The organism is Dyella acidisoli, assembly GCF_030160295.1.
In the GTDB taxonomy this organism is placed as follows: Bacteria; Pseudomonadota; Gammaproteobacteria; order Xanthomonadales; family Rhodanobacteraceae; genus Dyella_B; species Dyella_B acidisoli.
In genome coordinates this window covers 476,001-496,109 of record NZ_BSOB01000010.1, presented here as the reverse complement: position 1 = coordinate 496,109, position 20,109 = coordinate 476,001, and the positions used below count along the sequence as shown (strand labels likewise).

The 20,109-nt window shown below is 60.0% G+C and carries 21 protein-coding genes and 1 tRNA gene; 14 read left to right on the top strand and 8 right to left on the bottom strand.

Annotation, left to right across the window (positions count from 1 at the left end; all coding sequences use genetic code 11):
- Positions 1-71 precede the first annotated feature (71 nt).
- Positions 72-1,838: a DUF885 domain-containing protein gene (locus QQJ86_RS07295; protein ID WP_284320476.1), complete on the bottom strand. Its 1,767-nt coding sequence runs from the start codon at positions 1,836-1,838 to the stop codon at positions 72-74.
- Positions 1,839-1,931: 93 nt separating this feature from the next.
- Positions 1,932-2,417 (bottom strand): DUF456 domain-containing protein, encoded by a 486-nt coding sequence (locus QQJ86_RS07290; RefSeq protein ID WP_284320475.1) that lies wholly within the window; start codon positions 2,415-2,417, stop codon positions 1,932-1,934.
- Positions 2,418-2,515: 98 nt separating this feature from the next.
- On the opposite strand from QQJ86_RS07290, the gene QQJ86_RS07285 reads away from it, so the two are divergent.
- Complete coding sequence (locus QQJ86_RS07285; RefSeq protein WP_284320242.1) at positions 2,516-3,166, top strand: RIO1 family regulatory kinase/ATPase domain-containing protein; 651 nt, start codon at positions 2,516-2,518, stop codon at positions 3,164-3,166.
- Positions 3,167-3,248: 82 nt separating this feature from the next.
- Here the strand turns inward: QQJ86_RS07285 and QQJ86_RS07280 are convergent, their stop codons facing one another.
- Positions 3,249-4,025 (bottom strand): ferredoxin--NADP reductase, encoded by a 777-nt coding sequence (locus QQJ86_RS07280; RefSeq protein ID WP_284320241.1) that lies wholly within the window; start codon positions 4,023-4,025, stop codon positions 3,249-3,251.
- 384 nt (positions 4,026-4,409) lie between these two features.
- On the opposite strand from QQJ86_RS07280, the gene QQJ86_RS07275 reads away from it, so the two are divergent.
- The 11 genes from QQJ86_RS07275 (at position 4,410) to QQJ86_RS07225 (ending at position 13,049) form a co-directional block, all read left to right on the top strand.
- Positions 4,410-5,120: a hypothetical protein gene (locus tag QQJ86_RS07275; protein ID WP_284320240.1), complete on the top strand. Its 711-nt coding sequence runs from the start codon at positions 4,410-4,412 to the stop codon at positions 5,118-5,120.
- Between the two features lie 166 nt (positions 5,121-5,286).
- A complete protein-coding gene (locus tag QQJ86_RS07270; RefSeq protein ID WP_284320239.1) occupies positions 5,287-6,192 on the top strand; it encodes a tetratricopeptide repeat protein in 906 nt (301 codons plus the stop codon).
- A 78-nt stretch (positions 6,193-6,270) separates the two neighbouring features.
- Positions 6,271-7,251: a tRNA dihydrouridine(20/20a) synthase DusA gene (dusA, locus tag QQJ86_RS07265; RefSeq protein WP_423372884.1), complete on the top strand. Its 981-nt coding sequence runs from the start codon at positions 6,271-6,273 to the stop codon at positions 7,249-7,251.
- A gap of 80 nt (positions 7,252-7,331) precedes the next feature.
- Positions 7,332-7,661, top strand: coding sequence for a PepSY domain-containing protein (locus QQJ86_RS07260; protein ID WP_284320238.1), 330 nt, complete (start codon positions 7,332-7,334; stop codon positions 7,659-7,661).
- Positions 7,661-8,347 (top strand): response regulator transcription factor, encoded by a 687-nt coding sequence (locus QQJ86_RS07255; protein WP_284320237.1) that lies wholly within the window; start codon positions 7,661-7,663, stop codon positions 8,345-8,347. Before QQJ86_RS07260 ends, QQJ86_RS07255 begins: the two co-directional genes overlap by 1 nt.
- Complete coding sequence (locus tag QQJ86_RS07250) at positions 8,319-9,728, top strand: ATP-binding protein (protein ID WP_284320236.1); 1,410 nt, start codon at positions 8,319-8,321, stop codon at positions 9,726-9,728. The genes QQJ86_RS07255 and QQJ86_RS07250 overlap by 29 nt, the downstream gene beginning before the upstream one ends.
- A 13-nt stretch (positions 9,729-9,741) precedes the next feature.
- Positions 9,742-10,161, top strand: coding sequence for a hypothetical protein (locus QQJ86_RS07245; RefSeq protein ID WP_284320235.1), 420 nt, complete (start codon positions 9,742-9,744; stop codon positions 10,159-10,161).
- A 303-nt stretch (positions 10,162-10,464) separates the two neighbouring features.
- Positions 10,465-11,436, top strand: a complete 972-nt coding sequence (locus QQJ86_RS07240) for a biotin--[acetyl-CoA-carboxylase] ligase (protein ID WP_284320234.1) — start codon at positions 10,465-10,467, stop codon at positions 11,434-11,436.
- Positions 11,433-12,188 carry a type III pantothenate kinase gene (locus QQJ86_RS07235; RefSeq protein WP_284320233.1) on the top strand — a complete coding sequence of 252 codons (756 nt, stop codon included), beginning with the start codon at positions 11,433-11,435 and terminating at the stop codon, positions 12,186-12,188. Before QQJ86_RS07240 ends, QQJ86_RS07235 begins: the two co-directional genes overlap by 4 nt.
- Before the next feature lie 29 nt (positions 12,189-12,217).
- Entirely contained in the window at positions 12,218-12,940 is a 723-nt protein-coding gene (locus QQJ86_RS07230; protein ID WP_284320232.1) for an SPOR domain-containing protein, read from the top strand.
- 33 nt (positions 12,941-12,973) lie between these two features.
- Positions 12,974-13,049, top strand: a tRNA-Thr gene (locus QQJ86_RS07225).
- A gap of 22 nt (positions 13,050-13,071) precedes the next feature.
- Here the strand turns inward: QQJ86_RS07225 and QQJ86_RS07220 are convergent.
- The 3 genes from QQJ86_RS07220 to QQJ86_RS07210 form a co-directional block, all read right to left on the bottom strand.
- Positions 13,072-14,184 (bottom strand): GGDEF domain-containing protein, encoded by a 1,113-nt coding sequence (locus QQJ86_RS07220; protein WP_284320231.1) that lies wholly within the window; start codon positions 14,182-14,184, stop codon positions 13,072-13,074.
- Positions 14,185-14,351: 167 nt separating this feature from the next.
- On the bottom strand, positions 14,352-14,645 hold the full coding sequence (locus tag QQJ86_RS07215) for an addiction module antidote protein (RefSeq protein ID WP_284320230.1): 294 nt from the start codon (positions 14,643-14,645) through the stop codon (positions 14,352-14,354).
- Positions 14,642-14,929, bottom strand: coding sequence for a type II toxin-antitoxin system RelE/ParE family toxin (locus tag QQJ86_RS07210; protein WP_284320473.1), 288 nt, complete (start codon positions 14,927-14,929; stop codon positions 14,642-14,644). The genes QQJ86_RS07215 and QQJ86_RS07210 overlap by 4 nt, the downstream gene beginning before the upstream one ends.
- Before the next feature lie 154 nt (positions 14,930-15,083).
- Here QQJ86_RS07210 and rocF point away from each other — a divergent pair, with 154 nt between their 5' ends.
- Both rocF and QQJ86_RS07200 read left to right on the top strand, forming a co-directional pair.
- Positions 15,084-16,007: an arginase gene (gene rocF, locus QQJ86_RS07205; RefSeq protein WP_284320229.1), complete on the top strand. Its 924-nt coding sequence runs from the start codon at positions 15,084-15,086 to the stop codon at positions 16,005-16,007.
- 67 nt (positions 16,008-16,074) lie between these two features.
- Positions 16,075-17,451, top strand: coding sequence for a tryptophan--tRNA ligase (locus QQJ86_RS07200; protein ID WP_284320228.1), 1,377 nt, complete (start codon positions 16,075-16,077; stop codon positions 17,449-17,451).
- A 279-nt stretch (positions 17,452-17,730) separates the two neighbouring features.
- On the opposite strand, the gene QQJ86_RS07195 is transcribed toward QQJ86_RS07200, so the two are convergent.
- Entirely contained in the window at positions 17,731-18,204 is a 474-nt protein-coding gene (locus QQJ86_RS07195; protein WP_284320227.1) for a BON domain-containing protein, read from the bottom strand.
- A gap of 200 nt (positions 18,205-18,404) precedes the next feature.
- A complete protein-coding gene (locus QQJ86_RS07190; RefSeq protein WP_284320226.1) occupies positions 18,405-19,988 on the bottom strand; it encodes an inorganic phosphate transporter in 1,584 nt (527 codons plus the stop codon).
- Positions 19,989-20,109: the final 121 nt, after the last annotated feature.

The following is a 20,109-nucleotide window of genomic DNA, read 5'->3' as shown; positions in this document are numbered from 1 at the left end:
CTGTGCTATGCGAGATGCAGTTCCCTCCCCTGCGAGCAGGGGAGGGGCGGATCATCGTGAGCTCAGACGAATTACTTCTTCTGCGATGGAATGAACTGCGTGCGCACCGCTTCCGCCATCTGATCCGGCGGCAACACGCCCTGGCCGATCAGGAAATCATTGAACGCCTGGCGGTTGAACTTGTTGCCCAAGGCCAGTTCGGTCTGCAGGCGCAGTTGCTGGATGTGCATGTAGCCGTAGAAATACGCCGTCGCCTGACCGGGGCTGTTGAAGGTGTAGCGATCCAGCTCCTCGCGTGTCATGGCTTCGGACAGGCCTACGTCGTAGCGCAGCACGTCATGCGCGCGTTCCTTGCTGATCAAGCCAAGGTTCAACATCGGGTCGAGGAACGCACGCGCCGCACGCACCAGGCGAAGCTGCAGCGTGACGAATTGCCCGGCTGGTGGCTCATACGGCAGCATCTCCGCTTCCGAATAGAGCGCCCAACCTTCCACGTTCACGCTGTTGAATGCGAACAGGCTGCGCGCCACCGATACGCCACGTTCCACCATCGCCGAGTATTGCAGTTCGTGGCCAGGGCGGCCTTCGTGTGAGGTGAGCGGCCAAGCGGCGGCCTTGTAGGTGAAATCGTCATACGCATCCGTAGAACCGTCTGCGGATGGGTTGCCCATCGTCAGCACGAAGGTGCCGCGTTCGCCATGATTGTTGATGAGCGGCGGTGGATCCATGTGCGGTGCGGGCGTGGCGGCGGCCTCGGCGTCGGAAGCCATGTGTATCTGCATTTCGCGTTGCGGCAGGGTGGCGATGTGTTCGCTGCGAATGGTGTCCTGGATCTTGCCGATCACTTCGTGATACCACGGCATTACCTGATCTTTGCCCAGCTGTTGTTTTTTAAGTGCCTTGAGTACGTCGCGGTAATCGTTGGAAGAAATACCTTCTTCCTTGGCGACGATCGGCGCCATCATCTGCATGCCCTGACGCACTTCCGAGAATTCCAGCTGCGCCTGCTTGATCAGTTCTTCGGGAGCAATGTCGATGCCGGTTTGTTTGAGGTTATAGGCGTACATCGGCTCGGGCAGGCGGAAGTCGGTGCGCTGGCGCGGCACGATGGTTGTGTGCACCCACGCGTCGTATTCCTTCAGCTGCGCATCAAGCGCATCGAGCGCCGCCTTGCTTTGGGCATCGTTGAGTTTGTACTTGTCGAACAACTGTCGCACGCCTTGCGCATAACGCTGGCTGTTGGAGAGCTGCTGATCCACGTTGCCCTTGTAGGGGCCAAGCAGATGCTGATCGGACAAGCGCGCTGCGGTTTGTGCTTCTGCCAGCTTGGTGAGTGGTGTGCAGCCTGGTGCTTGGCCGACGTAGCACTGTAGGCGCTTGAGTGCGTTCGGCCTGCGCTTGGCATCCACTTCGTCGCGCAGCAAGGCGAATTCGCCGTTGAAGATCAGTTGACCCATGTCCTGGTAGGGCAGCATGTATTTGTCGTTGAGGTCGATGCCTTCGACCGACAGGTCGGCGAACTTGATCATGATCTGCAGATCCTGGCGTACATTCGGATCTTGCTCCGCGGCCAGCTTGCCCTGCAGTGTTGCCTTGGCGTCGAGCAACACTTTGCGCTGGCGTGCGTCAGCGTCGGGTTTCAGATCGGTGACTTTGTCGTCGTAGCCGGCGAGGCCGATCTGCGTGGCGTTTTCAGGATTGAATTGGGCCAGCGCGTCGAGCAGCGCCTTGGCATCCCCGTTGCTGCGTTCGACCCAGGACGGCGTTTGCGTGCCTTGTGCATACGCCGATCCGGTGGCAGCCAGGGCGATTGCCGCGGCCAAGACGAGACGTTTCATCATGATGGATATCCCTGTGGGGTCGGTTGGTCGCGCGAGCTTATTCGTTATGACCGACTCCGTGCCATGGCCCAGAAGCTTGGGTTACTTGGGTTACAGATTCAGCAGCCACACCCCTGCTGCCAGCGCCACCATCACCACCGACAGCACCAGCTTCACCAGCGTGCCGAAGAGCAGCCCCAGCCACGTACCGATACCCACGTGCGCGGAACGCAGTACGCTTTTGCTGGAAATGAGCTCGCCGGCGAGGGCGCCGACGAAGGGGCCGAGGATAAGGCCGGGAATGCCGAGGAACATGCCGACGAAGGTGCCGATCGATGCGCCCCAGACTGCCGTCGAGCTGGCCCCTACGCGTTTGGCGCCCAGCGACGCGGCGATAAAATCCATCGCCACGCCGAAGGCGGCCAATGCGCCGAGAACAATCAGCCAGATAACACCCAGGTGCTGGTAATCGTCCAGGGCCGCGGCCAGCCAGACACCGCCGAAGATCATCGGAATGCCTGGCACGTTCGGCAGCACGGTGCCAATCAGGCCACCCAGGATCAGGGCAATGGCGAGTGCGTACAGGGCGATGTCCATGAAAAACATGTAGTGGTCCTTGGAGCGGCTCGGCCGTGAATCGGCCACAATAGTCTGTCGCCGTTTCGCGGCGGACACGTTACTTCCTGGGTGAACCTGTGCCAGATAACACCACGCTGCTGAAGGCCGACGAACTGGGCCGCATCGAGATCGTCGAGCGCAACGGCGTGCGTTGTATTCGCCGTGATATTCGTGCGGCGCGCTGGTGGGCGTATGCGTTCGCCTATCGTGCGGCGAAGCGCGAAGCGCGTGCGCTGGCCAAGCTGGGAGGTGTCGACGGTGTGCCCGCGTTGCTCGCGTGGAACGGCCATGAACTGTTGCGTGGCTATATCGACGGCAGGCCGATGCAGCAGGCGCAACCACGCGATCCTGCCTACTACCGCGACGCGCTGCGCCTGCTGGCACAACTGCATCGACACGGCATCGTGCACAACGATCTGGCGAAGGAGCCCAACTGGTTGGTGCGCACGGATGGGCGTCCGGCGCTGGTCGATTTCCAGATTGCCTGGACACGCGGAAAACGCGGCCGTTTGTTCCGACTATTGGCGCGCGAGGATCTGCGCCATCTGCTCAAGCATAAGCGTACCTATTGCGCGCATGCGCTCAGCGCACGCCAGCAGGTGATGTTGAATACGCCCGCACCGCATTCGCGCTTGTGGCGTGCAACGGGCAAGCGGCTTTACAAGCTGATTGCGCGAAGGGTTTTCGGGTATTGGGATAACGAAGGTAAGGGACGCGTGCGTGATTAGACCTTCATAGCCCCGATGGCCGTCATTCTTGCGAAAGCGGGAATAACGGCTGCGAGGGTTGCGTATGCATTCTCGTCTTTGATTACTTTTCGACGAACGCCCGCTCGATCACGTAATCGCCCGGCTCGCGCGTACGGGGTGAAGCATGGAACCCGCGTGCATCCAGCAGTGCACAAAGATCATCCAGCATCGCAGGGCTGCCGCACAGCATTACGCGGTCCGTCTCAGGATTGAGCGTCGGCAGTCCGATGGTTGCGGCCATCGCGCCATCCACGATGTTATCCGTGATGCGGCCGCGATTGCGGAACGGTTCGCGCGTAACAGTGGGATAGTAGATCAGCTTCTCGCGCACCAGCTCGCCCAGGTATTCGTGCTGCGGCAGTTCGTTCTGCAGGTAGTCCGAATAGGCCAGGTCGCTGATGTTGCGCACGCCGTGGGCCAGCACAATCTTGTCGAAGCGCTCGTAGGTTTCCGGATCACGGATGATGCTCATGAACGGCGCCAGGCCGGTGCCCGTACCGAGCAGATACAGATGCTTGCCGGGCTTGAGATCGGTGAGCACCAGCGTGCCGGTGGGCTTGCGACTCACCGTGAGGCGATCACCTGGCTTCAGGTGCTGCAGCCGCGAGGTAAGGGGGCCGTTCTCCACCTTGATGGAGAAGAATTCCAGGTGCTCTTCCCAACTGGCGCTGGCGATCGAATACGCGCGCATCAGCGGACGGCCATCCACTTCCAGGCCGATCATCACGAACTGCCCGCTATCAAAGCGGAAGCTCGGATCGCGCGTGGTGCGGAAGCTGAAAAGGCTGCCGTTCCAGTGGTGAACGTCAATAACTTGCTCGGTCGCCAAAGCCACCATGGTCGTTGTCTTCTCGGGTTGTGGAACAGGGGGACTGCGCGCTGCATGAAACAGCGAAAACTCGCGGGGAGAGGCGGGGCCGTTGCCTTGCGAGCGCCGTGTATGCCACGGGACAAGCCGCATAGGTTACGCCATTTGCCCTGTGCCCGCGTTAATGCCCCTCACACATGGGGATTTGGGTGGGCGAGACAAGGGGATGCACAGAGCATTAGGTTCGAGGCCCCTGCAGCTTGCGTCATGTTGAAGGCTTTAGATGTCGATTTTCTCTCTACGCCTTCGTCGTTTACTAGCACAGTGGGTTGCCGGCCAGGCGCGAGTCAGGTTCGGTAGCTTGCCTGCGCTTCGAACATCCGTCACAGCAACGAACAAGGGGAGTGAAGCAAGATGAAAAAAGCCCATTCTTTCAGCCGTTTGCTTGAATCATGCATGCTCGCCGCGCTGGTTGCCGGCCCTGCCGCCTCCGCCCAGCAAGCGCAGCACAGCTATCCGAGCATGGCGCCGTTTTCCCAATACGTGATGACGGATCGGGACGCCGAAATAAAGCTGGCGCGAAGCGCGGCGCCAGCGGCTATTTCCGATCACGCCACGGTGCTGGTGTTGCAGTCGCATGGTTACGTAACGGCGGCGGAAGGTACGAATGGCTATGTGTGTGTCGTGGAACGGGGATGGATGTCGCCCTTCGATGCGCCACAGTTCTGGAATCCGAAACTGCGCGGGCCGATATGTTTCAACCCACCGGCCGTCAAATCCATCCTGCCCATCACGCTTAAAAGAACCGCTCTCGTGCTGAGTGGAAAATCCAGGGAAGAAATCAAAAAGGACATGACGGCTGCGTTCGCCGCAAAGCAGCTGCCGCCGCTGGAACCCGGAGCGATGTCTTACATGATGTCCAAGCAAGGCTATCTCGATGACCAATACGGTCATTGGATGTCGCACTTGATGTTTTATACGGCCACCAATGTGGATTGGGGTGCTGATCAGGCCGGATCGCCTGTCATGTTGAATCCCCAGTTTCATGGGGAGCCCGAGCCGATCAATGTGCTGATGATAGCGGTGGGCAAATGGTCGGACGGCACGGCTGCGCCAAGCATGTAGACCGCTGATGCTGTCGATGGAGTTGGACGTCTGCAAGTTTGCAGGGGACATCGGGTCACAATGGGATTCAACAATTTCGTAACACGGCCCGCATCGCCGGGAGTAGACTCGCTGCCTTGCGTATTGCTCGTTCGACTTGCCTTTTGCCGTGGGCTAAGGGGGCGTCATGAAAGCTCTACGTCGTGCAATCATCTGTAGTGTTGTGCTCGGATTCGGTCCCTCCATCACTTTTGCCTCCGACGGCAACAACGCGCCTGCGCTATCCGACAAGCAAATGCAGCACATGCTGGAGTCGATGAGCGCAAATTCGACCGAAGGTCATCCTGATTTGCATGGCCAATTTGGAGGCCTTCTTCGTTACGAAAAAGGTGATTACGCCGGGGCGATGAAATACTTCCTCTCCGGTGCTCGTTATGCAGACAAGGTGTCGCAACTAAATATTGGCTTGATGTATTTCAACGGTCAGGGCGTTGCTAAAGATCCCGCTACGGCATACGCATGGGTAGCACTTTCCGCGGAACGCAACTATCCGCAGTTTGTGGCTACACGCGATAGCCTTTGGGCGCAGCTCGATCCCCAGCAGCGAGAAAAGGCCAATGAGATTCTCAAGCAACTCACGACCGAATACGGGGACGCTGTTGCGAAGCGGCGCCTGATGGCCATATTTCAACAAGAAAAGCTGCATATGACCGGTTCGCCCGCCGGCGTTGGGGGCGATCTAGCGGCAGGCACCCTTGCACAGTTTTCAAACAGTTTGGGTTCTAGCGGTTCGACCCCTCGCAATTTGGTAATACCACCCACCACAGGAGCTACTGGGCTTGACTCTGGAGGTCAGTTTCCCCGGTGCGATCTCAGTCCGATCGAGGGTGGTGCGATCACTGGCTGCGGGGATTATTGGGCCGACAATCGCTGGAACTCTTCCATGTACTTTAAGGCGGCCGATAGTTTTTGGAAGGCTGCCGTCAAGGTTGGACCATTGGAGAACGTGAGCAACAGTTCGTTACTCCTGACACCTTCAACGCCGCCAGCTTCTTCGACGGATCAATCGCAGGGGGATGCTCATCCGCAGTAGTGGTGCTGCACACACACTACGAGGGGCGTGCAGGTTGCAACGGGCCGATCCGATGATTGGCCGGGTAGAATGCGCACCATGCACCGCATCAACCCCCACAATTGGCACCTGTCCGTAGCGCCCATGATGGACTGGACGGACAGGCACTGCCGCTACTTTCATCGCCTGCTTTCACCCCATGCCCGCCTGTACACCGAGATGGTGACCAGCGCGGCATTGGTGCGCGGCAAGCAACTGCGGTTGCTGGAACATAGCCAGCAGGAACATCCCGTGGCGTTGCAATTGGGCGGCAGTGATCCGCAGGAGTTGGCAGAAGCGGCGCGACACGGCGCAGTGGCCGGCTACGATGAGATCAATCTCAACGTCGGTTGTCCTTCCGACCGCGTGCAATCCGGTCGTTTCGGTGCGTGCCTGATGCGTGAGCCGGTGTTGGTTGGCGATTGCGTCAAGGCGATGCGCGATGCAGTCTCCGTGCCGGTTACGGTGAAGTGCCGCATCGGTGTGGACGATCAAGACGAATACGCGGATTTGCAGCACTTCACTGAAACCATGCTGGAAGCCGGCGTGGAAGTGTTGGTGGTGCATGCACGCAAAGCGTGGCTGCAAGGGTTGTCGCCGAAGGAGAATCGCGAGATTCCACCGCTGGATTACCAGCGCGTTTATCGCCTCAAGCGTGAATTCCCGCAGCTGGTGGTGGTGATCAATGGCGGCATTACGACTGTGGATGCGGTGCGCGAGCATCTGGCACACGTGGACGGCGTGATGTTGGGGCGTGCGGCCTATCACGACCCTTATGTACTCGCGCGAGTCGAGGCGGCGCTTTACGACGTGCCGCTGCCTTCGCGCGAGAGCGTGCTGCAGCACATGCGTCCTTACGTCGAGGCAGAGTTGGCAAGAGGCACGGCACTCAAGCACATCTGTCGTCACCTGCTTGGCTTGTACCAGGGCGAACCGGGGGCGCGCGGTTTCCGTCGCACGTTGAGTGAGGGCGCGCACTTGGATGGTGCGGGATGGTCGCTGATCCAGCGCGCCATGGCACCGATGGCTGCGGCGGCGTGAAGCGGCGTTCAGCCGGCCGGTCATTATTCAGCCCAGGTTGCGCAGTATGTTCCGTCAGCCGGATCGCTCCGGTATTCAACATGGGACTTAAGGCTTTGAAGCAACTCGCATGGATGGCCGCGGCCGGGCTGTTGGCGACCGGCGTGGTCGCCGCCCAGTCATCGCCACCACAGACCGGTCTGAGCCTGGACCAGGCCGTTACGCAAGTACAGCAAAGGGTGGGCGGCAAGGTGCTGTCGGCCGAGCCGCGCCACATCGGGCGGAAGGTGGAATACCGCATCAAGGTGCTTACGCCCGAGGGGCACGTACGCGTGATAGCCGTGCCGTCTGATGCCACGCACGTGCCGCCTGCGGCACAATCTCCCACCAAGAAATCCCCTAACGGCGGAAGCAAAAAGGAGAAACACTGATGCGCATCCTCCTGGTCGAAGACGAAGCGCCGCTGCGCGAGACGCTGGCGGCTCGACTCAAACGCGACGGGTTTGCCGTGGATACCGCCCAGGACGGCGAAGAAGGCATCTACCTGGGCCGTGAAGTGCCGTTCGATCTGGCCATCATCGATCTTGGCTTGCCCAAGATGTCGGGCATGGATCTGGTCAAGGCACTGCGCGAAGCTGGTCAGCGCTACCCCATTCTTATCCTTACCGCACGCGGTAGCTGGCAGGACAAGGTCGAAGGCTTGAAGCACGGGGCCGACGATTACCTGGTCAAGCCGTTCCACGTCGAAGAGCTGCTGGCGCGCATCAACGCGCTGGTGCGCCGTGCGAGCGGATGGTCCAAGCCGGTACTGGCTTGTGGCCCGATCAAGCTGGACACCACCGCGCAAACCGTGTCGGTGGAAGGCAAGCCGGTGGACCTCACCAGCTACGAGTACAAGGTGCTGGAATACCTCATGCTCCACGCTGGCGAGCTGGTGTCGAAAGCCGACCTCACCGAGCACATCTATCAACAGGATTTCGATCGCGATTCGAACGTGCTCGAGGTCTTCATTGGCCGTCTGCGTAGAAAGTTGGATTCGGAAGGCACTCTGAAGCCGATCGAGACGGTGCGTGGACGCGGATACCGCTTTGCCATCCCTCGCAGCGAAGACGAATGATGCAGCGGAGCGCCGCCCGTTCTCGCTGGCGGCGCGAGCAGCGCTTACCACCGGCCTCGTGTTGGCTGCCTTCCTGGGCGCCATCGGCTGGACCTTGTCGCGCACCTACAACGCCAGCGAAATCAACAAGCTGCAAGGCCGGCTGCACGATTACGTCATAACCTATATCGCCGGTACCGACCCGCGGCGCGATGGCACGCCGCTGATGCCTGATACGCCGCCCGATCCCATGTTCTCCCGCCCCGGCTCCGGCTTGTATGCCGTGGTGCTGGGCGACGATGGTTTCCACTGGGAATCATCCTCTGCGCTTGGGCGCGACTTCAGCTTTTTGCATCCACTGCAGCCGGGGCAGTCGCAATTCATCGGGCCGGTCGATACCGAGCTTGGACGTCTTTATTACTACAGCTTCGGTGTGGCACTGGACGTGCCCGAGCGACCTGCGGTGCGTCTCACCTTTACGGTGGCGCAGACGGAAGACGAACTGGAGAGCAACACCGCCGTCTATCGGCGCAGCCTGGTGGGCTGGCTCGCCACGCTGGGCGTGATGCTGATCGTGCTGCAGTTGCTGCTGTTGCGCTGGAGCCTTACGCCGTTACGCAAAGTGGCCAGCGATATGAGCCGCGTCGAGCGTGGCCAGAGCGATCATCTGGATAGCCAGTATCCGGTCGAACTCACCGGCCTTACCGATCGCATCAATGCTTTCGTCGACAGCGAGCGCGAGCAGCGCACGCGCTATCGCAACACGCTCGCTGATCTTGCACATAGCTTGAAAACGCCGCTGGCAGTGATTCGCTCGCAGGTAGAAGCCAGCGAACTGCCGCCGCCCGTGCGTGCGCCAGTGCTCGACCAGGTGCGGCGCATGGACGAACTGGTTGCGTATCAGCTTGCGCGCGCGGCGACCACGGGACGTCAGACCTTCGCCGCAAGTGCGGTGCCCATTGCCGGTTATGCCGAAGACTTGGTGCAAAGCCTGGAAAAGGTCTATGCCGCTAAGAACGTGCTGTGCGAATTCGATATCGAAGACGGCGCAGCGTTCTACGGCGAGCAGGGCGATTTGTTGGAGCTTATGGGCAACCTGCTGGAAAACGCGTTCAAGTGGGCTAACCACCACGTGCTGTTGGTGGTGAAGGCGCAGCGTCAACCGGGACGCCCACGACCGGGTCTGCTGCTCAGCGTCGAAGACGACGGCCCCGGTATCGAAACAGACATGATCGAAAAAATCCTGCAGCGTGGCGTGCGTGGCGACGAGCGCGTGAAAGGCCATGGCATCGGCCTGTCGATCGTGCAGGACATTGTGCGTGCTTATAACGGTGAGCTGACGGTGGACCGTTCAGCGGAATTCAACGGCGCGCGCTTCAGCGTAGCATTACCAGCCACATGATTCGAAGTAGGGTTTGACCGAAGACGGTTACTGGATCGAACCGGGCAGCAGTGATTGCCAGCCAAGGCCGGATGAACTGTGCGAAGACCCGTCAGGCGAACTATCGGCGCCGAAGCGTGTAGGGCTGTCATCCATGTTGCTGCTGCCGCTAGTGCTGCTGGAGCGTCTATTGCTGGATGACGGCGAGGAAGAGGAACTCACGCTGTGTGGCACGTTCATCGCATCGCCGTTGGACGAAGAGGTGTCGTGGCTGCTGCTGTGTTCGCTGCCACCACTGCTATGGTCAGTGCAGTTAGCGCTGGCGTTCATGGCACCCGCGGACGCAGCAGCGCCTGCGGCCGCCGCGTTGGCGATGGCCCCAAGACTCAGCAAGCATCCGAGCAACAGCGTCGTGGCGCGCATGGCGATCAAGCCCCCAAAGGCAACAGCCTAGCCTCCTGATCGTCCCAGAAACTTGGGCTGGATGCCAGTGCCTGGTATGGCGCTCGTCAACATTTTGTTGACAGCAAAGTAAACAAATATTGATGAAGCGATAAACTTATAGTTCATCCCATGCCGAAGTGATGACTCTACTGGAAGGCAACTTTTTGATTTTTAGGAGGAAGTCTTGGTCGGCGCAGCTGACAACATTTGTTGTCGTTCTAAACCTTGAGTTTATTTTCATCCATGCCAGTTGCTCTTTTTCCTATCTCTCTGCAGCCGTCGCGATCCGCTGGTTCCTGGGATCACTAGACCCATGCAGCCGCAACAGCTTCTCGCCACCCTGGCTTCCGGGGAGACGCTTTCCGGGGCACGCCTGGCCACCGAGGCGGGCGTCACGCGCGCTGCCATCTGGAAGCAGATCGAAGCCCTGCGCCATCGCGGGGTTCCGGTCGAATCAGCCGGCACGGCGGGCTACCGACTGCCCTGGCCGGTGCAGATGCTGGACGAGCAAGCGATCCGTTCCGTGTTGCCAGTCAACGTTGTGCCTCGGCTGGGGGCGCTGGAAGTCGCCTGGGAGCTTGATTCCACCTCCAGCGAATTGCAGCGTCGGGCTGCTTCCGCACCTGATTACAGCATCGTGATGGCCGAGACGCAGACCGCGGGCCGCGGCAGGCGAGGGCGCAGCTGGCTGTCACCGCCGGGCTTGAACATCTATCTCTCGTGCCTGAAGCGGTTCGAGGCGGGCTTCGCATCGCTGTCGGGCTTGTCACTGGCCACTGGCGTCATCGTGCTGCGTGCACTGCAGGCGCTGGGCATTCATGGACCTCGCTTGAAATGGCCCAACGACGTGCTGGCGGATGGCGGCAAGCTCGCGGGCATCCTGGTCGAGCTGAGTGGCGAATATCAGGGGCCATGCGCGGCCATCATCGGCGTGGGCATCAATTTGCGGCTTACCGAGGCGTTGCGCGAGCAGGCGGGTCAGCCGGTATGCGACCTGGCCGCGCTCGCTCACGGCACGCCTCCCGATCGCAACCGTGCGGCCGCCGCGTTGATCACCAGCATGGTCGAAGGCCTTGACCAGTTCGAGCGTGACGGCTTCGTAGCGTTCGTCGACGAATACACCGAGCACGATGCCTTGCGTGGCGTGCCGCTGCGCGTGAGTAGCCCGACAGGTGATCTCGACGGTATCGGCGCGGGTATCGATGCGCGTGGCGCGTTGCAGTTGCAAACAGCGGCGGGCCTGCGTGGCATCGACAGCGCTGACGTCACGGTGCGACGCGCATGAAGCTGCTGCTCGATCTAGGCAACACGCGATTGAAATGGGCGATGGTGTCCGCCGACAACTGGGGTGAGCGCGGTGCTGTAGCGTGGGACGAGGATGTTTCGGTAGTGCTGGCTCGCGCATGGTCCGATCTGGAACAGCCGGATCGCGTACTGGGCGCATCGGTGGTGGATACGTCTCGCGAAAGTCAGATCGAACGCGTCGTCACTGAGTGTTTTGGGCGCCAGGTTGAGTGGGTGCGCACACCGGCCGAAGCCTGTGGCGTGCGTATCGCTTACGCCGAACCATCACGGCTGGGTGTCGATCGCTTTCTTGCGATGGTCGCTGCGCATGCGGAGGCGCAAGCGCCATGCATATTGGCGGGCATCGGCACCGCGTTGACGCTCGACGCGCTGACCGCAGACGGCCAACACCTGGGCGGTTTGATTGCCCCCGGGCCACTGCTGATGCAGCAATCCCTGCTCGGTGCGACCGCTCGCGTGCGGCCGGACCATCCCGGCGCGATACGTGATATCGCGGACAACACGGCCGACGCGGTGGTTTCGGGGTGCTGGCAAGCGGTAGCCGCTCTGATCGAGCGCTTTGCTACCCATGTCGCCAGGCAATCCGGCGGCGCACAGCGTCTGCTGCTGGATGGAGGCGATGCGGTGGCCTTGCTGCCGCTGCTTGACGCGCGTGCCGAGCTTGCCGCGGACAGCGTGCTGCGTGGTCTCAATGTGTGGGCGAGCGCACATCCGCCGCGTCCATCCTCCTAGAATCCGATCATCCTTGGGGGAAGTGGCTGATGGTTCTGCGTCTGCTGTTCGTTCTGCTGATCGCTCTCAATATCGCTGTTGGTGCGTGGTTGCTGCTGGGTCAGACAGATACGCACGCCCGTTTCTCCACCGATCCGGGCGTTCCCAAACTGCGCCTGCTTTCGGAATTGCCGCCGCCCGCCACCACCGTTGCGCAAGCCGCTTCAGCGGCGCCGTCGGCGACGACCGCTACACCTTCATCCACAGCACCTGCCACCGCAAATGCGCCGGCCGCGTCGACCAATGCCAACGCACTCAGCTATACGTGCATGGCGCTGGGACCGTTCGCTACGCAGGAGGATCTGCGTATCGCGCGCACCGCGCTCGGCGCACAAGTTCAGCGCATGCGAGCCCGGCAGGAGCAGACCACGCAAACCCGTGGCTGGTGGGTGCATCTGCCACCCAGCCCGAATCACGCGGCTGCCTTGGCCCAGGCGCGTCAGCTTGGCGCGCGCAACATCCAGGACTATTTCGTGGTGAGTGCGGGCGACAACCAGAACACCGTATCGCTAGGTCTGTTCAAGGACCCGGCCAATGCGCGCAAACGCCGCGACGAAATCGTCGCCGCTGGCTTCCAGGTGCAGATGACCGAGCGCACCGAAACCGTGCCCGAATACTGGCTGGACCTGATCCCGACCGATAGCAAGCACTTCGACTGGCGCAGTCGCGTCCATGACCCGGCCATCGGTTCGCACAGCACGGGCTGCTTTTAGATAGGGATGCTCTGTTAGAATCTACGGCCCAGTGCCGGCATAGCTCAGTTGGTAGAGCAACCGCCTTGTAAGCGGTAGGTCGTCTGTTCGAGTCAGACTGTCGGCACCATTCCTTAGCTCTAGCCCTTGCGTTAGAGATGCCGCCGCAGCGTATTCGTCGCTGGCATAGGCGGCAAATCCTCATCGGCCACTGCAACGCCATCGCGCCCACGCTGCTTGACGGCATACAGCGCAGTATCCGCCCGTGCGAACAACTCTTCCGGCTGATAGCTGGTCTGCGCGTTGGCCTGTGCAATGCCGATGCTGAGCGTCAGCGTAGGGGTGGCAGGTTCAGCGGTGGATGATTGTTTGGCGAGGCCGGTGCGAATCGCGTTGGCCAGCGTTACGCACTCGTCGAGACTGCGTCCAGCGCAAGCGATCATGAATTCGTCGCCGCCGAATCGGCCAAGCAGATCATCGCTGGTCAATTGTTCGCGCACTACGCCGGCGATCCGACACAGCGCTGTATCGCCCACTAGATGACCGTAACGGTCGTTGATCGCTTTGAAGTGATCCAGATCGAGCAGCAGCAGATTGAGTGGTTGGTTATAGCGCGCCAAGTGATCCAGGCGCTCGCGAAGTTCTGCTGCGAAGGCGTGTCGGTTTAGTACGCCGGTCAAAGGGTCGTGCATGGACAGCTGCTGCAGCGTCTTCGATTTCTGCTGCAATTGTTGATGAGCCGAATGCAGGAATCGCTCTCGCCGCGACAACCGTTCGGTTTCTAGCGAGAGCTGCCGGCTCTTTCGAGCGGTAGCCCACCATGCCAGCAAACTGCCGGCCAGGGCGGCCAGCAGCAACCATGGCAGATGGTTTTTTGGCGGACGCGGAGTGTCCGCCATTGCATGGGTGTGTTCGACGACTGCTGGTGCGGAGGGTTGTTCGACTGCGGGAGGATGTGGCGACGATGCCGCATCTGCTGGCGAGGTGATCGAGACTGGCGTATGGCTGGTTTGATCCCCCGCGGATACCGTCGCCGGACTTGGGATCACGGAAGCAGAAGGGGGTGATGGTAAGGGTGCCGGCGGCAACCGTCGCGGTGGGGGCAACCACGCGCCAGGCGGCGGAGGTGGCGGCATGCCCGGTGGTGGTGTGCCGCGCATGCCGTAAGGCGGCGGAGGTGGTGGCGGTATCTGTTGCGCGCCAGCCGGCGTGGCGCTGGATATCAGGCCTATCAGAAAAAGGTAAACAGCCAGGCGGTACGGCACACAAGGTCCCCTGCTTGAGCGCGGTGCGTCAATCTAGCAAAGACCTGCCAGAACTGCTCGCCGTAGTCATTGTTTGAATTGAATCTTGCGCGAGCTCAGCATGCTCTTGGTGCTGTCATCCATTCAAGGCTTGTTCGAGTTGAACCATCAGCATACGCTTTCGCGCCTCACGCGTGTGCGGCCGGGTGAGCTGTAAATTGAATGCCGATGGCCTGGCAAACCTTCAGGATGGTATCGAAACGCGGATTGGAACCCGGGCGAAGCGCTTTATAAAGACTCTCGCGACCAAGTCCCGTTTCTTCCGCAATATGTGCCATGCCGCGAGCTTTTGCTACGTAGCCGATGGCTCGCAACAGTTCGTCCGTATCGCCATCGGCCAATACCTGCGTGAGGTAGGCGGCGATCGCTTCATCGCTGTCGAGCAGTTCGGAAGGATCGAAGGGAAGCAGTTTCTTTTTCATAGTCGATACTCCTGAACCAGTTGCAGCGCTCGTTTGATATCAGTTCGCTGAGTCTTCTTATGGCCACCGCATAGCAGCACGATCATGGTTCGGCCGCGCGTAACGAAATACAGCCGATAACCTTTGCCCATGTCCACGCGCATCTCTGAAATGCCCTCGCGAATGGTTTGGACATCACCCAGATTGCCATTGGCTGCACGATCCAGGCGGCGGGTAATCGCTGCGTGCGCCTGCACATCTCGCAATCCTTTAAGCCAGACGGCGAACTCTTCTGTCTGCTTGATACCCTACTTCATGGTTATTGTATCCTTTTAGATACAATAAAAAGCATTCGGTAGGGCTCTCACAAGGCGCTGATTGCCATTCGTGCAGTAAGCGCATGGAGCTTTCGACCCGTTACACTTGCAGGCCCATGCATAAGAGCACGAGCAAAACAGCATGAAAAAACAAGCGGTTGCACTGGTCGGCGTGCCGACCGACATTGGTGCGGGGCATCGCGGAGCCTCGATGGGGCCAGAGGCCCTGCGCGTGGCGCAACTGGCAGAGAAGTTGCGCCGCCGTGGCGTGAATGTGATCGATCGCGGCAATCTGCATGGCCCGATGAACCCCTGGCAGCCGCCGGAGGAGGGTTACCGGCATTTGCCGGAAGTGGTCGCGTGGAACCTCGCCGTGCATGTGGCGATTCATCAGGAGCTGCAGGCCGGCCGCTTGCCGATCATGCTGGGTGGTGACCATAGCTTGGCGATCGGTTCGATCAGCGCAGTGGCGCGCCATTGCAACGAGCAGGACCGCAAGCTGCGTGTGCTGTGGCTGGATGCACACGCCGACTTCAACACGTCGGAAGTCACGCCATCAGGCAACATCCATGGCATGCCGGTGGCGTGCCTTTGCGGCAATGGTCCGCGCGAGCTGGTGGAAATCGGCGATCGCGTACCTGCTGTAACGCCCGATGTGTTCCGCCAGATCGGCATCCGCTCCGTGGACGAAGGCGAAAAAAGGCTGGTGCGTCAGGCAGGGATGGACATCTACGACATGCGCCACATCGACGAAGTGGGCATGAAGCGCACGATGGAAGAAGCGCTCGATGGCCTCGACGAAAACACGCATTTGCACGTGAGTTTCGATGTGGATTTTCTCGATCCTTCCATTGCTCCCGGCGTGGGCACTACGGTACGCGGTGGCCCCACGTATCGCGAAGCGCAGCTGTGCATGGAAATGATTGCCGATACCGGCCGCTTGGCTTCGCTGGACATCGTGGAATTGAACCCTGCCTACGACAAGCGCAATCGCACCGCGAGGCTGGCGGTGGAATTGGTCGAATCGCTGTTCGGCAAGTCCACGCTGATGCGTGAACCGGATTAAAGCCCGTACACTGAAAATTCCTATCCGCGCAGGGTGCGCGGGTGTTTGATCTTCCTTGGATTGCCGCATGCAAACTCGCGTCCTCACAGGCATCACCACCACCGGCACGCCGCACTTGGGCAATTACGTCGGTGCGATCAGGCCCGCTATTGCTGCCAGCCGCCGACCCGAAGTCGATGCGTTCTTCTTCATGGCCGACTATCACGCGCTGATCAAAAGCGACGACCCGGCCCGCATCGAACGTTCACGCCTGGAAATCGCGGCCACCTGGCTGGCAGCGGGGCTCGATCCGAACAAGGTGACGTTCTATCGGCAATCGGATGTTCCGGAAATTCCGGAACTCACCTGGTTCCTCACCTGCGTCACCGCCAAGGGCCTGCTCAATCGCGCGCATGCCTACAAGGCTGCTGTGGACAAGAACACGGAAGCCGGTGAAGACCCGGATGCAGCCATCACGGCAGGTTTGTATATGTATCCGGTGCTGATGGCGGCCGACATCCTGGCGTTCAATGCGCAGCAGGTGCCGGTGGGGCGAGATCAGATCCAGCACATCGAAATGGCGCGCGACATCGCGCAGCGTTTCAATCACATCTACGGTCATGATTTCTTTGTGCTGCCGGAAGTGGTGATCGAGGAACAGGTCGCCACGCTGCCGGGGCTGGATGGCCGCAAGATGTCCAAGAGCTACGACAACACCATTCCATTGTTCGCCGGCGGTACGAACCAGCTGCGCGATACCGTGATGCGTATCGTCACCGATTCGCGCGCGCCCGGCGAACCGAAAGACCCGGACAGCTCTGCGCTGTTCACGATCTTCCGCGCCTTTGCCAGCGAAACCGAGAGTGCCGCCTATCGCCGTGCGCTGGAAGAGGGCATCGGCTGGGGTGAAGCCAAGCAGGTGTTGTACGAGCGCCTCGAGGCAGACATTGCGCCCATGCGCGAACGCTACGAGGCGCTGATTGCACGGCCTGCCGACATCGAAGCCATTCTGCGCGAAGGTGCGGGCAAGGCACGTGCGATTGCTGGGCCGAAGATTGCCGAGCTGCGCGATGCGATCGGATTGCGTTCGATGTCCGCCATTGCAACGGTGGCTGCCACCAAGCCACGACAGGCAGTGAAAGCTTCTCGGCCACCGCGCTTCGCGAGCTTCCGCGATACGGATGGCAGCTTTCGCTTCCGGCTGTTTTCATCGGAAGGCGACGAGTTGCTGCTATCGAAATCCTTCAAGGATCCCAAAGAAGCGGGCGCGGTGCAGAAACGCCTTAAAATGCTGGGCGCTTCCGCGGCTACGCTGATCAGTTTGCCGCGTTCGCTGGTGCTTGAACTCGATGACGAGCCCGTCGCCACCACACCCGACTACGCAGACGATATTGAACGCGATGAGGCGCTGAATTATTTGCGCGCGGCACTGGATCTGCTGGTCGAGCAGGAAAAGAGCGCGTAATTCGTATTTGCCTCGGTGGCATCATTCCCGCGAAAGTGCATTGTTGTTTGGGGAAGCGATGTCAGATTTTTTTGCATATCGCTTGATTGCTGAAATTTCGTTTAATTTCAACAACACCGTTCGTCGCCCCGGCGAAGGCCGGGGTCCAGTGACGTTGATGAACATCCAAGTCGCTGGGTCCCGGCTTTCGCCGGGACGACGAACATTTAGGCATTTCGGCAACCCAGGTAAAAATTTCCCCGGATAGGAATGCACCAAGGCGGAAATGACGCAGCCAGTTTATGTGCCGCTGGACGAGCTATTCGGCGTGGAGTTCGCCTCTCCCACCGTCAAGCCCGAGGCGTCGACACTCTTCACACCCTTCACTCCCTTCGCGATGTGAACCGCACGATTCTTCTCCGCCTTGGATGTTGCCGTACCCGTTAACGTCACGGCACCGTCGGTCGTGCTGACAGAAACATCGGAAGCCTTCACGCCTTTCGCTGCAGCGAGCTTGGATTTCACCTTGGTGGTGATCCAGCTGTCGTCGACTTTGCCCGGCACGGTTTCGTTGCTGCGGGTGGTGGTCGACTGATCGTTCATCGGTGTCGACTGCTGCATGGTCGAGGGTTGCTGCATGTTCGACGGCGGCGTCTGTTGCTGCGGCATGGATGATGGCGTGCTCTGTGCCATCAATGAGAATGGCACAGCGACAAACGCTATTGTCATTCCAGCAGTGATCAGGGATTTGCGCAGATAAGTCAGATTACGCATGAGCAATCTCCTCGGAGCTGTGGACTGCCTGCATCAGCGTGCAAACAGGCGCATCGCTGTCGATCCGCGGGTCCATGGCAACAGGGCATGCGTTAAAGCAGCGTCGCAAAACACCAAGAAGTGTTGCGTCCGTTCAGTGATGTGGTGATGTCGGCAATCGATTGTTGTGCAATCGTTGCGAGCAGCGCACGCGAGTGTTTTCAGAATAGATGCTTGAGCGCAATGAAGAGCACGCCCGCAAGCACAATCGAAGCTGGCAGCGTCAACACCCAGGCCAACAGAAGATTGCGCACAGTGCTCCACTGCAGGCCCGAGCCGTTCGCCGCCATCGTGCCAGCGACGCCCGAAGTGAGCACATGTGTGGTGCTGACCGGCAAGTGATACATGTCGGCCGCCTGGATCAAGGTCATCGCCACCAATTCAGCGGATGCGCCCTGTGCATACGTGAGATGTTCCTTGCCGATGCGTTCGCCGACCGTTACCACGATGCGCTTCCAGCCCACCATCGTGCCGAGTCCCAATGCCAACGCAACCGCCACCTTCACCCATGCCGGAATGAACTGAGTTGCCTTGACACCCAGACCACGCCATGCAGTGAGCGTGCTGGTTTGTTCACTGCTTAAACCTGGCTGTGACAACACGAGAGGGATCGCGGAATTGGCGAGGTAAATGTCATTGCGTACGTTGCCCATTTGTTCCTGCGGTACCGAGCGCAACGATGGGCGATTGCCTACCTGCTGGTCAATTTGAGCGATGAGTGCGGAAAGCGCCGGCACTGTGTCAGGCAGCAACTTCCGCTGTTGCAGCGACGTGGTGACGATGTCACGTGGATTGCCGTTCACCGGTGCGCCGTGATCGATCACGCTCAGCACCTGTTGGACTTCCACGGAAACCTCGTGGAATGTTTTCACCTGGTTGCCGGATACCGCGCCGTTCAAGGCATACGCGGTGGGCACGGTACCGATCAGGATCAGCATGATCAGGCCCATGCCTTTCTGGCCATCGTTGGAGCCATGACTGAAGCTGACACCGGTGCAGGTGAGCACCAGTAGCAGGCGAATCGGCCACGGCGGCGGCTTACGGCCTTCCGGGGCACGGTACAGCGCGGGAATCTTGACCAACGCTTTCAGCAACAACATCAACAGGCCGGCAAGCAGAAAGCCTGCGATAGGTGAAAAAACCAAGCCTCTCAACACATCCATGGCGGCATTCCAGTCCACACCGCTGGTACCGGTTTTCACTGCGGTGAGCTGGTTGGCCAGACCCACGCCGATGATCGATCCGATCAGCGTATGCGATGAAGAGTTTGGCAAGCCGAAATACCAGGTGCCGAGATTCCACAGGATGGCTGCGAACAGCAGTGCGAACACCATCGCAAAGCCTGCGCCACTGCCGACTTGCAGAATCAATTCCACCGGTAACAGTGACACTACGGTGAAGGCGACCGCGCCAGAGGACGTCAACACGCCCAGGAAATTGAAGATGCCCGACCAGATCACCGCAAGATTGGCTGGCATCGAATGCGTATAGATCACCGTAGCTACCGCATTGGCGGTGTCGTGAAAGCCGTTGACGAATTCAAAGCCTAGAGCGATCAGTAACGCCACACCCAACAGGATGAACGGCGCGGTTGAATGCGAGCGTACGATGGAGAGATCATCGATCAGGTGCAAGCCCGCATAACCGGCTCCCACCAGCAGTATCAACGCAAAGATAATGCCGAACACGCGTCCGGAACCTTGCGTGGAGGTGGTGGTACTGGCAACAGCGGCGTCCGTCTGCATGGGCGTGCCCTTCGGTGGTCAGCCCGATGAAAGCTAAGTGCTGCGCAAGACAAAAGCGTGACAGCGCGTGGCGTTCGTTCGCGAGGAAAGAGGGCAGACACGCAACAAAAAAGCGATCGCC

Bases quoted from the DNA above. Each gene is read 5' to 3' on its own strand.
- QQJ86_RS07295 (WP_284320476.1), bottom strand. From the start codon at position 1,838: ATGAAACGTCTCGTCTTGGCCGCGGCAATCGCCCTGGCTGCCACCGGA.
- QQJ86_RS07290 (WP_284320475.1), bottom strand. From the start codon at position 2,417: ATGGACATCGCCCTGTACGCACTCGCCATTGCCCTGATCCTGGGTGGC.
- QQJ86_RS07280 (WP_284320241.1), bottom strand. From the start codon at position 4,025: ATGGTGGCTTTGGCGACCGAGCAAGTTATTGACGTTCACCACTGGAAC.
- QQJ86_RS07275 (WP_284320240.1), top strand. From the start codon at position 4,410: ATGAAAAAAGCCCATTCTTTCAGCCGTTTGCTTGAATCATGCATGCTC.
- QQJ86_RS07270 (WP_284320239.1), top strand. From the start codon at position 5,287: ATGAAAGCTCTACGTCGTGCAATCATCTGTAGTGTTGTGCTCGGATTC.
- dusA (WP_423372884.1), top strand. From the start codon at position 6,271: ATGCACCGCATCAACCCCCACAATTGGCACCTGTCCGTAGCGCCCATG.
- QQJ86_RS07260 (WP_284320238.1), top strand. From the start codon at position 7,332: ATGGGACTTAAGGCTTTGAAGCAACTCGCATGGATGGCCGCGGCCGGG.
- QQJ86_RS07255 (WP_284320237.1), top strand. From the start codon at position 7,661: ATGCGCATCCTCCTGGTCGAAGACGAAGCGCCGCTGCGCGAGACGCTG.
- QQJ86_RS07240 (WP_284320234.1), top strand. From the start codon at position 10,465: ATGCAGCCGCAACAGCTTCTCGCCACCCTGGCTTCCGGGGAGACGCTT.
- QQJ86_RS07235 (WP_284320233.1), top strand. From the start codon at position 11,433: ATGAAGCTGCTGCTCGATCTAGGCAACACGCGATTGAAATGGGCGATG.
- QQJ86_RS07230 (WP_284320232.1), top strand. From the start codon at position 12,218: ATGGTTCTGCGTCTGCTGTTCGTTCTGCTGATCGCTCTCAATATCGCT.
- QQJ86_RS07215 (WP_284320230.1), bottom strand. From the start codon at position 14,645: ATGAAAAAGAAACTGCTTCCCTTCGATCCTTCCGAACTGCTCGACAGC.
- rocF (WP_284320229.1), top strand. From the start codon at position 15,084: ATGAAAAAACAAGCGGTTGCACTGGTCGGCGTGCCGACCGACATTGGT.
- QQJ86_RS07200 (WP_284320228.1), top strand. From the start codon at position 16,075: ATGCAAACTCGCGTCCTCACAGGCATCACCACCACCGGCACGCCGCAC.
- QQJ86_RS07195 (WP_284320227.1), bottom strand. From the start codon at position 18,204: ATGCGTAATCTGACTTATCTGCGCAAATCCCTGATCACTGCTGGAATG.
- QQJ86_RS07190 (WP_284320226.1), bottom strand. From the start codon at position 19,988: ATGCAGACGGACGCCGCTGTTGCCAGTACCACCACCTCCACGCAAGGT.